General features: G+C 48.9%; 11 protein-coding genes. 8 read left to right on the top strand and 3 right to left on the bottom strand.

What is annotated here, in order from left to right:
• Positions 1-8: 8 nt before the first annotated feature.
• Together CVV44_20715 and CVV44_20710 are read right to left on the bottom strand one after the other, a co-directional pair.
• Complete coding sequence (locus tag CVV44_20715) at positions 9-383, bottom strand: fluoride efflux transporter CrcB (protein PKL35965.1); 375 nt, start codon at positions 381-383, stop codon at positions 9-11.
• Between the two features lie 13 nt (positions 384-396).
• Positions 397-2,076 (bottom strand): hypothetical protein, encoded by a 1,680-nt coding sequence (locus CVV44_20710; GenBank protein PKL35938.1) that lies wholly within the window; start codon positions 2,074-2,076, stop codon positions 397-399.
• A 280-nt stretch (positions 2,077-2,356) separates the two neighbouring features.
• Between CVV44_20710 and CVV44_20705 the strand changes: the two genes are divergently transcribed.
• The 8 genes from CVV44_20705 to CVV44_20670 all read left to right on the top strand — a co-directional run bounded on the left by CVV44_20705 (position 2,357) and on the right by CVV44_20670 (position 12,539).
• Entirely contained in the window at positions 2,357-3,760 is a 1,404-nt protein-coding gene (locus CVV44_20705; protein ID PKL35937.1) for a thiolase, read from the top strand.
• Between the two features lie 120 nt (positions 3,761-3,880).
• Entirely contained in the window at positions 3,881-5,542 is a 1,662-nt protein-coding gene (locus CVV44_20700; GenBank protein PKL35964.1) for an AMP-dependent synthetase, read from the top strand.
• 317 nt (positions 5,543-5,859) lie between these two features.
• Entirely contained in the window at positions 5,860-7,371 is a 1,512-nt protein-coding gene (locus tag CVV44_20695; protein ID PKL35936.1) for an acyl-CoA dehydrogenase, read from the top strand.
• Between the two features lie 18 nt (positions 7,372-7,389).
• Positions 7,390-8,532 carry an acyl-CoA dehydrogenase gene (locus CVV44_20690; GenBank protein ID PKL35935.1) on the top strand — a complete coding sequence of 381 codons (1,143 nt, stop codon included), beginning with the start codon at positions 7,390-7,392 and terminating at the stop codon, positions 8,530-8,532.
• A gap of 23 nt (positions 8,533-8,555) precedes the next feature.
• The gene (locus tag CVV44_20685; GenBank protein ID PKL35963.1) at positions 8,556-9,392 is read left to right on the top strand and encodes a short chain dehydrogenase; all 837 of its coding nucleotides are present in this window, start codon (positions 8,556-8,558) and stop codon (positions 9,390-9,392) included.
• A gap of 25 nt (positions 9,393-9,417) precedes the next feature.
• Entirely contained in the window at positions 9,418-10,173 is a 756-nt protein-coding gene (locus CVV44_20680) for a nitroreductase (GenBank protein PKL35934.1), read from the top strand.
• A 1-nt stretch (position 10,174) separates the two neighbouring features.
• Positions 10,175-10,558 carry a hypothetical protein gene (locus CVV44_20675; GenBank protein ID PKL35933.1) on the top strand — a complete coding sequence of 128 codons (384 nt, stop codon included), beginning with the start codon at positions 10,175-10,177 and terminating at the stop codon, positions 10,556-10,558.
• Positions 10,559-10,805: 247 nt separating this feature from the next.
• The gene (locus CVV44_20670; protein ID PKL35932.1) at positions 10,806-12,539 is read left to right on the top strand and encodes a carbon starvation protein A; all 1,734 of its coding nucleotides are present in this window, start codon (positions 10,806-10,808) and stop codon (positions 12,537-12,539) included.
• Between the two features lie 63 nt (positions 12,540-12,602).
• Here the strand turns inward: CVV44_20670 and CVV44_20665 are convergent, their stop codons facing one another.
• Positions 12,603-13,766, bottom strand: a complete 1,164-nt coding sequence (locus tag CVV44_20665; protein ID PKL35931.1) for a hypothetical protein — start codon at positions 13,764-13,766, stop codon at positions 12,603-12,605.
• Between the last annotated feature and the right edge of the window lie 151 nt (positions 13,767-13,917).

Here is a 13,917-nt window from a genome sequence, read left to right as displayed (position 1 = left end):
AGCTCCTCCTATATTGATCTGCCCGCCCATAGTCCCATAAAGACAAGTAGAAAACCCGCAATGTTATTCAGCAAGATATTCAGCAAAGAAACATCGAGCATCCCGTTCCGGGCGAAATTAACGCTTTCGATCCCATATGTTGAAAAGGTGGTGAGAGCCCCGAGAAAGCCCGTGATGAAAAACAGGCGGAACAGTGGGCTTATGATATTCCGCTCGCTGCCCAGTGAAAACATGAGCCCGATTAAGAAGCAGCCCGTAAGATTCACAATCAGGGTTCCGGCGGGAAACCTGTCGGAAAACAGCCGGGCAGAAAGAATGGTAATGCCGTATCGTGAAAGCGCACCGAGACTGCCTCCCAGCGCGACAAGAAATATCTTTTCCAAGACTCCTCCGTTTTTAATCATCGTCATCCATATGTTTTCTTATGTCCGTGGCCATGCCCGAGATCTGGCGGTATTCCACGGGCGAATAACCCGTATGCTTCTTAAAGTGCCGGTAAAAATAAGTAAGATTATCAAAGCCCACATGAAAGGCTATGTCAATGACCTTGCTGTCGGTCTCGCGCAGCAGCTGCATGGATGCCTCTATGCGGCGGCCGTTGATGTAATTGGCGATATTGGTGCCCGTCACCTTTTTGAAGAGCTGGCCCATGTAATCGTCATTGAGTCTGAACTGTTGGGCCAGTGCCTTGCGGTCATAGGTCTCATTGTAATTGGTATCAAGATATTCAACCAGATCATGTATGGCATCCCGTGGTTCGGGCCGGGATTCCACCCGGGGAATGAGCCTATTCGCCTTCTGCAATTCCTTGTTTTTTTTCAGCAGTATCTTGGTGAGCGAATCACGCTCCTTCTTAATTTTCTTCAGATCGAAAATATATACCAGTACCGCCCCGAGCAGGATAATGGGAAGCCTTACGGCAAATGAAAATGAAAGCAGGTAATACTTCCCAGTAATGAGACTGTGCAGCGTATTGGTCACCGATACGAGGATGACAGCAGCCCATATCACCAGGTACCAGTAGCGCCGGGGGTCCCGGTACAGTGCCGTTATGAACACACCCATTGCTGAACATATATAAAAGATAATTGCCGCCGTGGTGACGGGCCCCCCGTAGCCGATAAGAAACCGAGTCTCGGGTGCATATAATATGATCGAGATGACACCCAGGAGTATAACCAATGCTATGACCGTCAACGTCCGCGACTTGATATTGAAGAACTCCTGTATCAGGAGAAGCAGTGTGAAATCCACCAGGGCATAGATTCCCAGGAAATACTTATACCGGTATATGTTGTTTTCAAATCGCGGGAATCCGATCATGAGCATGTTCACGCAGAAAACCCCGGCAATGAAGGCCAGGGAGTAGAGGGCCATTGCCCTGTTGCCCATACCCTTGACTATTATAAAAAGAAGAATGAGAAGAAGAATTGACAGGAACAGGGGGTCGGAATTATTCAGCGATGGCAGGTATTCATAGAACCACCGCGCTTTGTCCCAGGCCGTAAGCGTGTACAGTGCGGGCCGGGCCTGCACCCCGTTTATCACGTGAGAATACACCCTGATTGCAATGACATTCTCTTTATCAATGTCAAGGATTGAAGAGTCAAACTGATAATTTCTCACCCGATGCCAGGCATACTGATAGGAAAGGGGCCTTCCTGCTTCGGGGAACATGCCGTTTCCGCCGATACACCGTCCATTGACATAGGCCCTGTCAACGACACCGAAATTCCCCAGAGACAGAATGAGCAGTTCATGCGAGAATTCCTTGCCGGGAATGAATTTCTTCCGGAGCCAAATGTCTGCCGCAAGATTGTCATTGTTCTGAAGGAATTCATCCCAGTTTCCCGGGATGGTTATGTCCCGGACCCCGGAATCATTGAAACCCGGTGCGGCAGGGGCATCACCCTTATCCTCTATTATTTTCCAGCTTCCCTGCAGGCCGATAACGCCCGGCTGGGCTGTGGCATTCTCCCCACATGCGGTAAATGCCGTTATGACCAGCGCAGTCAGTGACAGGGCCGTTAAAGCTGTCATAAACGGGGATTTTACCCTTATAAAATTATTTTTCATGTGGTAACTCACCGCAGACCATAATCATTATCCTCGCTGAATCAGGAAACAGCATGAACGCGAATTGTGCAAGATAAATTCCATTTTTCCTTTGTCCCTGCATTCAAAAACCGTCTCAGGTGATTAATAAAACATGTACAGTATATAGTTTGCACCACTTTTCTCTGTTTTGTAGAAGACAACCCCTTTCTTTATCATATACCATTTCCGCAATGACTGATTATTGCTAATCGTCGTACCACTTCAGTAGAATGGTAATTTTTCTTTCCCGGAGATTTTCATGAGAGATGTTTATGTTGTTGCGGCTCATACTACCCGATTCGGCAAGTATCTGAATAAAAGTATAAAGGATCTTACGGCGGAAACGGTCGTTCCCTGTCTAAAAGAAGCGAACCTGGATAAAGAGGATATAGAGGCCCTGTGGTTCGCCAATTCCGGATGGGGATACAGTACCGGCCAGGACTGTATCCGCGCCCAGGTGTCCCTGCGCCCCCTGGGAATCGAATCCATCCCCATGACGAACGTGGAAAACGCCTGCGCCGGCGGGTCCACGGCATTCCATCATGCCTGGATGGGTGTTGCCAGCGGCCTCTATGACATAACCATGGCCGTGGGAGCCGAGAAAGTTTATAATCCCAACCAGTACAAGGTTTTCGCCGGGTTCCTGGGAGGGCTTGATATCGAGAATATTGACAATATTCTCGCCAATATCTCCGTATACGGCATGACCGATGAAGATCGTCTGAACCTGGCGGCACACATCAAAAAATACGCACCGAAGGCCCCGGCGGGTCAGAAAAAGAAAAAAAAGACCATGAGCGACAGGATCACTGACTATAAAAACATGTTCAGGATATATCTCCGGCTCACGGAAAACCTTGGTTCAGAAACGGTAAAGGAGATGCGTAATCTCTTTGCAACGGACCATTCGCCCTTCATGGACGTGTATGGTTACGCAGCGCGCCAGCATATGAAAAAATACGGCAGCACGCCGGAGCAGTTGGCCCTTATCGCGTCGAAAAACCATTTCCATTCGTCCCTGAACCCCAACGCCCAGTATAATTTTCTTGTATCACCGGAACAGGTCCTGGCGGACCGCATGGTCACCTGGCCCCTGACGCGCGCCATGTGTGCCCCCATCGGTGACGGTGCCGCTTCGGCCATCCTTTGCGATGGAGAAACGGTGCGCAGGCTGGGCCTGTCGTCCCAGGCCGTAAAAATACGATCCTCCATCCTTGGATCGGGCCGGGAACGCGAATTCGATAGTATCGATATAGGGGAGCGCCTGAGCAAAAAGGCCTATGAAAAGGCGGGATTGGGCCCGGAGGATATACACCTGGCCGAGGTCCATGACGCCTCGGCGTACGGCGAGCTTCACCAGGCCGAGGCCCTGGGCTTCTGTGCCGAGGGCGAAGGAGGAATACTTGCCCAGAAAGGAGCCACAAAAATCGGTGGAAAGATTCCCATCAACACCAGCGGCGGCCTGGAATCACGGGGGCATCCCATCGGGGCCTCGGGGCTTGCCCAGATACATGAACTGGTGACACAACTCCGCGGCAAGGCGGGACAACGCCAGGTACAGGGCGCCCGGATCGCCCTTGGAGAAAACGGCGGCGGCGCCCTGGGACAGGAAGAGGCAGCCATGTGCATACACATACTGGAAGCGCCGTCGGCAAGCCTTTGATCAGTGTCAAAAGCGTATCATATTGAAATTTTTACCAAAAATAATATAGTATATCAGAGGTTGGACATGTTTTTCTTTCAGAATTTAAAAAACACCTTACTTTTCTCAAAATCCGTACTGATGTTTTTCTACGCTGAAATGCGGCGCGGCACATTCCGTAAAAATTTATCAAGTATGGTAAAGATAAAAGAAATCACCGAGGATATGTCCTGGGCGGAACTATTAGAGGAAAAAGCCTCCCGGTATCCCGAACGTCCCTTTCTCATATTCGAGGACGAAACATATACTAACCGAAAGATGGATGCCAACGCCAACCGCGTGGCCAATTTTTTCCTCAGTCTTGAAAGCGGCCGCGGCAAAGGCGTTGCCATTATGATGGGCAATTCACCCCGATTCCTCGATGTGTTCTTCGGCGTACAGAAAATCGGCATGTATTCCATTCCCGTCAATACATCGCTTCGCGGCGACAGCCTTCTGTATATCCTGAACCACAGCGACGCGGAATACCTGGTTATCGATGGAGAATTCCTGGAAACCTACAAAAGAATCGCCGACCGGGTAGAAAACATCAAAACCATTATAGTCAATACGGACCGCGACACGGACGATTCATCTTTCACCGGCAGCATGATACCCTTCGGTACTTCGTACACGTACTCAACACACAAGCCTGAAGGACACTATGATAAAAATGACATATGTTTCATACTCTACACCTCGGGAACCACGGGACTTCCCAAGGGGGTGCTGTACCGCTACGGCAAGAGCACGGTAAAACTTCTCTCCATTCCGGCCAATGCCCTGTATAAAAAGTCCGACATACTGTACACCTGCCTGCCCCTTTTTCACGGCAACGCCCTTTTCCTTACGGTGACCCAGGGCATGCATCGCGGTGCCAGGGTCGTCCTGGCGAAAAAATTCTCTGCAAGCCGTTACTGGGACGACATACGAAAGTACAACGTGACGTCCTTTAACACCATCGGCGCCATTATCCCCATTCTCATAAAACAGCCGGAACGGGACACGGACAATAAAAACAATGTCCGCTTTATCTTCTCTGCGGCCTGCCCTGCCGATGAATGGCCTAAATTCGAAAAAAGGTTCAGTGTAAAAATATTCGAAGGATATGGCGCTGTTGACGGCGGCGGCAAAAGCATCATGAACCTGGGCAACGCGCCTGTCGGTTCCATAGGCAAACCCAGCCCCGGCGTCCAGTACCGCCTCGTTGACAATGAGATGAATGATGTTCCCGTTGGAACTCCTGGACAACTCATCTTCGCATCGCGGGGTGAAAGGAAGTCTGTGGAATATTTCAAAAACGAAAAGGCCGGCAATGAAAAGCTCCGTGACGGCTGGATTTTCACCGGCGACCTGGTCAGGAAGGACCGTAAAGGATATCTCTACTTCGTGGGACGCAATGCCGAGTTCATGCGGATAAAAGGAGAAAACGTGTCGGCTTATGAAGTGGAGCATGCCATTCAGAAACATCCCCATGTCCTCGAAGCCGCCGTCTATGCCGTACCGTCGGAACTGGCCGAGGATGAAATAATGGTTTCTATCTCTCTCGTGGACGGAAAGGACCTGGAGGAAAGCGAACTCATCAGTTTTCTCAGGGAAGATCTCCCTAAATTCGCCGTTCCCCGCTTTGTTAAGATCGTCAAGGAATTTCCCAGGACCGAAACTCAGCGGATCATCAAGAAAGAACTGGAAAAAGCCGGGATTATTCCCGGAACCTTTGACTCACAGAAAAGCGAATATATAGAGATATCCATGATTTCCTGAACTTTCCTTAATTGTAGTGAAATAAAATCATAAAATATGTCGCCACAGAGGCTCGGAGACAAAGAGAGTTTTAAAAGGTAACGTAAAATTTTATCAATATAATCTTCACATAATACACATAGTGATTGTAGTTAGTTTGTTTAATAGAGAATGACAGTGGATAAAAGAGGATAAAAGGATATTTCTCCGTGTCTCTGTGACTCTGTGGCATAATTATTTTTTCAACATTCCGGAAAGGGTGTATAATTTAAATAGAAATTAAATACATTGAAGCATAACAAAAGGCATGCTACATTAAAAAAAATCAGGAGGTATCCATGAAACCCTGGAATATCGGCAGCAAAGAGCAGCGACGGATTTTATCGGACGGACCGACAATTGCGGAGTGTTACAATAGCCTGGAATGTCAGCACAAAATTCTCAGAAGCACCCACAAGGATGTAGAAAGGGCCATTGCCATCGCGAGGAAATTCAATGATACAGTCATAAAACCCATCGCCCTTGATACGGACCGGCGCTGTATGGAGGACCACAATTATCTGCCCTATGAATTCGCCCAAAAAGCAGCGCAGTGGGGCCTGTACACCATGTTTATACCGAAACTCTTCGGCGGACAGGGAGTCAACTTCCTTGCCATGTACCCTTTCATAGAAGAAATATCCATAAGCTGTGCCGGCCTTGGCCATGTCATAAACCTGCATTACTGCGGAGCGGCTACGCTTTTCCCCAGCATGCATGCCGGGATAATGAGAAAAGTATTCTGGGATGTGACAAAAAGTGAAAAAGAAGGAAAACCCCGTCTCTGCACCATCGTCGTCACCGAGCCCTCATCGGGAACGGACGTGCAGGAACCGCTTCTCATAGACCACGCACGACCCGATTCCTCCGTGGAGAAAGTAAAGGGCGGTTATGTCATCAACGGAAAAAAAATATTCATATCGAACGGTCATCTTTCCCACTGGCATATCGCCAATTTTCAGGAGGACAAGAACAACAGGGGTGAATCATGGATTCAGTTCGTGGTACCCAACGGAACCAAGGGATTCAGCTTCGGAACCCATGAGCGGAAAATGGGTCAGCTGGCCTGTTGCGCCAGTGAACTCCTCTTCGACGACTGCTTCATCCCCGACAACATGATCTCCTTCAGGGCCCAGGACCCGGAATTTAAAAACGGCAAAGGTTCCCGCTGGGCCGGCCATACCATCGTCGATCATGTTACGGCCAGCACACGGACCGGCGTGGCTGCCATTGCCACGGGCATGGCACGCGGCGCCTACGAAAAGACCCTGGATTATGCCCGTCATAAAAAGATCAACGGCAGGCTTCTTATAAACCACCAGTGGGCCCAGATCATTCTCACCGATATGTACCGTAATGTAAATATTTCACGCACAGCCTACATGGAAAGCGTCTATTCATTGACACTTAACGGTCTTTTTAAACTCCTTTTCATTAAGCCCGTTCACGCCTTTATCAATCTCATGCCGCGATGGTATTTTCGGCTCATCTCACCCGTACTGAGGTTGAAGATTGCCACAAAAATTCTCCGGCATGTATACTATCACAGCTATACGAACGAGGAAAGAAACATTGCATCGGGCTGGGGATCGCTTTCGAAGTTCGCATGCAGCGACCTGGGCGTGGTGAACGCCAACCTGGCCATGGACCTCATGGGAGCCGACGGCCTGCGCCATGAGAACAGCGCAGAAAAGTTTTTCAGGGATGCAAAGCTCCAGCAGATATACGAGAGCACCAATGATATCAATCGAATGAATATGTTCTACTGTCTCGTTGCCAATGACAAACCTGAAGTCGAATTCTTTAAATAATCAGTGAGGAGGAATGAAATGAACGTTATGACAACACAGCAATTAAACGATAACCTCTGCGATGAACGTCAGGCCTTTGCCGAACTCGCCCATGACCTTGCCCTGAAAAAACTCGTGGAAAATATAGAAGAACATGACCGCTATCCTTTTACGGAACTGTATACCGATGCCATAGCTGATGCGGGGACAGTGGGATTTTATGGCATAAACCTGAACTCCCGGTATGGCGGCGTTGACATGAATACCCATATGGTGGCAGTCATTCTGGAACAGCTGTCACAGCATGAAGCCGGCCTGGCAGGAGTCGTTTTCACCAATGCGGCGGCCCTGGAAATCATCCGCCAGGCCTCGGAGGAAACGGACTGCGCACAGGTATATGCAGCCATCACCTCTCTTGGCACGGCTCCCCTGGCTTTCCAGTCCTATGCGAGTCCTGCCGAGATGGAAATACCTGAAGTTGATGCAAATGGGAAACTATGGGGCATAGCCCGGTACCTTGTGCTGGGAAATTTTGCCGACTATGCCGTTATCCCGGCTCAAAAACCGGACACTCATGATTATTCTTTGTACCTGGTCAATCTCTCCAGCCATGGAGTCGTCAAATCAGATCCAATCCTGAGCCTGGGATTTCACACATGCCCGGCCGTGGATATAACCCTGAATGGAGCAGATGCATTATTGATAGGCTCGCATGGCAAAGGAAATACTTATTTTGACGCCATGCAGAAAAACATGGGGCTGTGTGCCGCAGCTGTTTCTCTCGGCATCATGAAGGGCTCCCTTCAATCGGCCCTGCAATATACGGCGGACCGGTATCAGGGAGGCCGCCAGATCATTGACTGGCCCCAGGTACGCATGCTACTGGCCAACATGGCCATTGAAGTTAAGATAGGAGAATCAGTCCTGGCACGGGCCGGGCAGGAACTGGAGAACGGCTGTACGGGATGGGGGGATACATCCCTGGCAGCAGCGATCCATGTGGGCGAAATGGCCACACGATCGGCAACGGACGGCGTGCAGCTCTTCGGGGGCAATGGCTACACCAAGGATTATCCCCAGGAAAAACGTATGCGTGACGCGCGCCAGGCCCAGTGCCTGCTGGGAATGGTTCCCCTGAAGAAGATCAAGTACATCGCCGGCATTATCGATGAAAATATATAAAAGCAAGGAGTCCTTACTTGAAGATAGACAATAAATTTCCGGAAAAACGGATTATCATTACCGGAGCCGGCAGCGGCCTGGGCAGGGCCCTGGCCCTGGAATTCGCCATGAAGGGATGGCGTATAGCTATTGCCGATATCGACAAAAAACGAATAAAGGAAACTGCCGCCATGGTAAACGAGGCGGGAGGAAAAGCTCTTGAAGCTCCCTGCGATGTCACTGTTCCCATGAACCTGGAAAAACTAAAAGACCTGGTCATGAAGGAATGGGGCGGCGTTGATATTCTTGTAAACAATGCAGGAGTGGCGGGCGCCGGTTTCATGGAAAAAATTCCCCTCGACGAGTGGGAATGGATTCTGGCCATCAACCTCAAGAGTGTCATATACGGATGCCGAACTTTTATCCCCTTTTTTAAAAACCAGGGATCGGGATACATTGTCAATGTAGCTTCCAATGCCGGGATAGCATCCCTGCCCGAGATGTCGTGCTACAATGTCACCAAGGCCGCCGTAATTTCCCTGTCGGAAACACTGCGCGGGGAACTGGAACCGACGGGTATCGGCGTCACGGTGGTATGCCCCACTTTTTTCAAAACTAATCTCATGGACCAGTTCCAATCCCCCGATGAACGTCAGCGCCTTCTGGCAGAACGTTTCTTTGAGAAGTCGAAAACAAGCTCGGAACAGATCGCCCTGCATATCATAAAATCAATCGAAAAAAGACGGCTCTATGTCATCACGCAGCTTGACGGAAAATTCTCCTGGGTGATGAAGCGACTGAATCCGGAACTCTATTTCAGGGGACTGGGATGGGGATATAAAAAAGGAATCATGGACAGGTACCTCGGCTTAAAAAATTAATGGAATCATTTAATACGGAGGAACTATGAATGCACCAAGTGAAACTTTTTCGCCGATTGGCACATACAGAGAAGGAATGCCGTGGAACGCCGTTGAAAAAATAATCATGGAACGGAGAAGCATCCGGTCTTTCAAAAAGGAACCGCTGCCCGACAGTATGATCCGGAGAATTCTCGAGGCCGGAAGGTTCGCTCCTTCGGCGGGCAATATGCAGCCCTGGCGCTTTATCGTAGTAAATGACCCGGAAATACTGGCAAAAATGGAGAAGGACGCACTGCGGATAGCCAAGCTCTTCATGTTCCTGCTGGATTACACACGAGGCGGCCGACTCAGACGTTTCATAACCAAACCCATGGCTAAAATATCCATCAGGGTCCTTCCTAATGAACTGCATGCCGTCCCTTTCAGTCTGCTGTCCATGATAGCCCAGGGAAAAACCCTTATTTTCCACGGCGCCCCCACTATCATCCTTCTTGTAGAAGATAAGCGCGGTGTTTCTGTGCCTGCCATCGACATCGGTATCTGCGGTCAGAACATGGCCCTCACAGCCCATAGTTTGGGAGCCGGCAGTTGCTGGATAGGACTGATCAAGCTGCTCATGTACTATCCGAAATGGAGAAAACAGTTCGGCATTAAATTCCCCTACCGCCTTGAAGTCTGCATGGCACTGGGCTGGCAGAAACCCCGGGCCGACGGCATGGTTCCCCGGGAGACCCAGGTAGTGGAATGGTATAGAAAAGGCAGCGGCGGACAGCCTATTTTTGACAACCAGGGAGAATAATATGAAAAAGATTAAATATTCACTTCTCGATAGACTGCGGATTCCCGATTACGATACACCCCGGGGGATCAACTCCGGTGATCTTATCTTCGATGCGAATACATGCAGAGAGTGCGGCATCTGCATTTCCATCTGCCCCGGAGGATGCCTGTCGACTGAAACCGTAACAAAAATGGACATCCTGTCAGGGAAGGCAAGCGGCGGTAAATACGGCATCCCCTGCGTGGAGAAAACAAAACGCGGAGCAACTCTTTGTGTCGCTTGTTTCGACTGCGGTGCGGTCTGCCCTCATGGAGCTATCAGCATCACGACGCACTTTGATCCGAATTATTATTACAAAAGACTCACACAGACTGATGCAATGACTATGCCCAGGCAATACTGAACGGTATGCCGCAGGAAAAACAGAGGTCTTGACAATAACCTTATAGCCATTCTAATCAGAAAAAAATAATGCTCTCTTAATCCATTTTTTCAAAGGACCTCCATCCGATATTAAAGGGGGGTGTCCCGAAAGGGCCATCCCCCTTTTAAATATTGCCAGGCCAGCCCATATCATTCTTGACAGCCAAGATTCGGTTTGCCATTACTAACTTATGCTCATGTAAATACTATCCTGCAGAGGTTCCATTATGAATATTCTCGTATATCTTGGAATTGCGATAATTGCGTACCTCTTCGCCGGTCGTTTTTATGCACGTTTCATAGCAAAAACACTGGGTGAAGATGATTCCAGTCCAACTCCTGCGCAAAAAGTCAATGACGGCGTGGATTATGTGCCCACGAAGGCCTACGTGGTTTTTGCCCACCACTTTTCCAGCATCGCCGGGGCCGGTCCCATCCTGGGCCCCACGGTAGCCATATTATACGGCTTTATACCGGCATGGCTCTGGGTTGTCCTGGGCGGCATATTTATGGGAGCCGTTCACGACTTCACCGGTCTGTTCATCTGCATGAAAGAGGGCGGCAAATCCATGGCGGAAGTGGCAAAGAAAACCATGGGGAACACGGGATTCAATCTTTTCATATCCTTTACCATTCTCATGATAATCCTGGTGACATCGTCATTTTTAAATGCCACATCCATGTCCCTCACTTCGCTCTGGCCTGTTGACAAACTGGGAGTAACCGATTCCGACACCATTCTTAAAACTGTGACGGTGGATGGTGTGGTCATGGGAAAAATCGGCGGCATCGCCTCCACGTCGGTTATTTTCATAACTCTTTTATCGCCTTTTCTCGGATGGCTGATTTATAAAAAAAATATATCTTCTTTTCTCGCCATTCCCCTTGCAACGGCAATATGCGTCCTGTCAGTATATATGGGCATTCTTCACCCCATAGCGCTGCCGGCTAAAACATGGATGATAATTGTCTCTGTTTATGTTTTTCTCGCAGCGGGAGCCCCGGTATGGATTATTCTACAGCCCAGAGACTTCATCAACTCGCAGATTCTTTTCGGCGGCCTCATCCTCATGTTCGTAGCCATACTGAAGGGAGGCATGGAAGGCTTTGTCATATCCATGCCCAATTTCAATCTCGACGAGGGGGTTAAAAGCCTGGGACTGATCTGGCCCATGATGTTCATAACCATAGCCTGCGGAGCCATATCGGGATTTCATGCCCTTGTATCGGGAGGAACGACATCCAAGCAGCTTGAACATGAAACAGATGCCCGCAAGGTCGGCTTCAATGCCATGCTCCTCGAGTCCGCCCTGGCAGTGTGCGTACTTATCGCCCTGGGAGCCACCCTTTCTTTCGCCGATTACAAATCAATTGTATGGCCTACGGACCCCGGCGTTAAATCAAACCCCATCCTGGGTTTTGCCCTGGGAGCCGGGCATCTCTTCAACCAGGCACTGGGTATTCGTATCTCCCTGAGTACCGTATTCGGCATACTTCTTGTGGAGGGCTTTGTCATTACGACACTGGATACGGCAGTCCGCCTTAACCGCTATCTTTTCGAAGAACTCTGGGCAATCCTGTTTAAAAATCCCCCCGCTATCATGAAAAAATTCTGGTTCAACTCGGGGCTGTCAGTTATTCTCATGTGGGTCCTGGCCTACAGCAATGCCTTCAGCGCCCTGTGGCCCATCTTCGGTACAGCCAACCAGCTGCTGGCTGCCCTGGCCCTCTTTGCCGTCTCGAGCTGGCTGCTGATGAGGGGGAAAAAATTTGTCTTCACGCTCCTGCCGGGGATATTCATGATGGTCACCACCATGGCATCGCTGGTGATACTGTTCTTCAATTACCAGAAAAAGGGAAATTACATCCTCATGGTTACCGATGCCCTGCTCTTCGCCTTATCCATCGGCGTCGTATACCTGGTCATAAACCGATTCACGCGTCATAAACAAACAGCATAGTGGCTGCAAACAGAATAAAAAAAGGTCCCAAACAACCGGGACCTTTTTTTATTCATTGGTTGTTTAGGCAGGGACAATATCTTTTATCACATCATCGAAGAGATGCCGTATTTTATCCTCTCCCAGCGAAAGGAGTTCATTGGCGCTGAATCCCAGCGGATTGAGTTTCCGGAATGTTTTCATGGAATGCATATCCAGAATTCTTTTCGCATTAACAATAAAGGTGATGCGCGTATCTCCCTGGGAATTTTTTAAAATATAACCTTTGTCGAGGCAGAATTTTATAAAGGCATCGGTCTTTTTCGCAAGATAGTGTGAATCAAAAAGCCCTTCATCCATATAGGGCAGCCGTCGGCCTTTTACCATGGATGCGGTCTTTGACACAACGGCCTCCAGTTCTCTGCGCAGATCATCACGGGTGATCCTCAGGGGGGCCTGCCCCGCATCATACAACTCTGCCAGGCGCCGGAGATAAAAGGAGGCTATCTGGCTCAGCGTAATGGTATGCAGTCCTTTTATAATTTTTTCGAGGTGATGATTAAAGGACTCTGCTGATCTGACAAAAAATTCCGGCTTTCCCACACGGATAAATATGTCTTTTTTACCCTTAACGCAGCGGTCTACCTTGACATTGATGGGCAGGATATAGACCTTTCTCTTGAAGTTCGTATAAGCCCCCGACACCAGCTGATATATCCCGCTCCTGAGTCTTTTCAATCCTCCGTAGCCCCAGGTTGTACCTTCGGGAAAAATAAGAGTGGACATGCCGTCCTTCAGCTCAGTTTTAAATTGCGACATCTTTTCACCTATCTCATTCCGGATCACGGCTTTTTTCCTGGAATATGATTCGATAAAAGGCCGGTGGATGGTGATGAGGCGCATTCTTCTGAAAAAAGCCTCGGGAAGGCCCGTTTTGTCCAGGAGAGTAAACAGACTCCTCAGGACACGACTTTTTTTCCCGAAATTACTGGCAAGGTAGTTACCGCTTAAAAAATCATCCTTTCCCATTATGAGAAATCCCGGGCGGGGCTTCAGGGAATAATATACTTTTGATAGTGAGGGAATCTCAAAATAACTGTCGTGGGTGACGGTGAATATTACCGGTCCCGGAAGATTCTGCAGATTTTCCTTTCCCTGAAGGTGGGGCTTCTGTCGCATTATTTTCGAAACGAAATTGAAACAGAAAATACACAATTCATATAAGAAGCCATTATTCTTTTTACTCATATACAGATATCCCTGAATATTCTTTAAAAGTTCCCTTAATTATAAGACCCCTAATACCGGAAAAAGGTTTTCATTTTCCCAATAATATCTACACTAAATTACCTGTGCCCGGATCATTCTGTCCAGCGATTTTTCCCCATTTGTACTGCTA

It is taken from the genome of Spirochaetae bacterium HGW-Spirochaetae-1 (assembly GCA_002839375.1).
Classification (GTDB): Bacteria; Spirochaetota; UBA4802; order UBA4802; family UBA5550; genus PGXY01.
The sequence above is the reverse complement of the archived record's forward strand: the minus strand, read 5'-3'. Positions and strand labels throughout refer to the sequence as shown.

Bases quoted from the DNA above. Each gene is read 5' to 3' on its own strand.
- CVV44_20670 (PKL35932.1), top strand. From the start codon at position 10,806: ATGAATATTCTCGTATATCTTGGAATTGCGATAATTGCGTACCTCTTC.
- CVV44_20695 (PKL35936.1), top strand. From the start codon at position 5,860: ATGAAACCCTGGAATATCGGCAGCAAAGAGCAGCGACGGATTTTATCG.
- CVV44_20675 (PKL35933.1), top strand. From the start codon at position 10,175: ATGAAAAAGATTAAATATTCACTTCTCGATAGACTGCGGATTCCCGAT.
- CVV44_20700 (PKL35964.1), top strand. From the start codon at position 3,881: ATGTTTTTCTACGCTGAAATGCGGCGCGGCACATTCCGTAAAAATTTA.
- CVV44_20665 (PKL35931.1), bottom strand. From the start codon at position 13,766: ATGAGTAAAAAGAATAATGGCTTCTTATATGAATTGTGTATTTTCTGT.
- CVV44_20710 (PKL35938.1), bottom strand. From the start codon at position 2,076: ATGAAAAATAATTTTATAAGGGTAAAATCCCCGTTTATGACAGCTTTA.
- CVV44_20705 (PKL35937.1), top strand. From the start codon at position 2,357: ATGAGAGATGTTTATGTTGTTGCGGCTCATACTACCCGATTCGGCAAG.
- CVV44_20680 (PKL35934.1), top strand. From the start codon at position 9,418: ATGAATGCACCAAGTGAAACTTTTTCGCCGATTGGCACATACAGAGAA.
- CVV44_20690 (PKL35935.1), top strand. From the start codon at position 7,390: ATGAACGTTATGACAACACAGCAATTAAACGATAACCTCTGCGATGAA.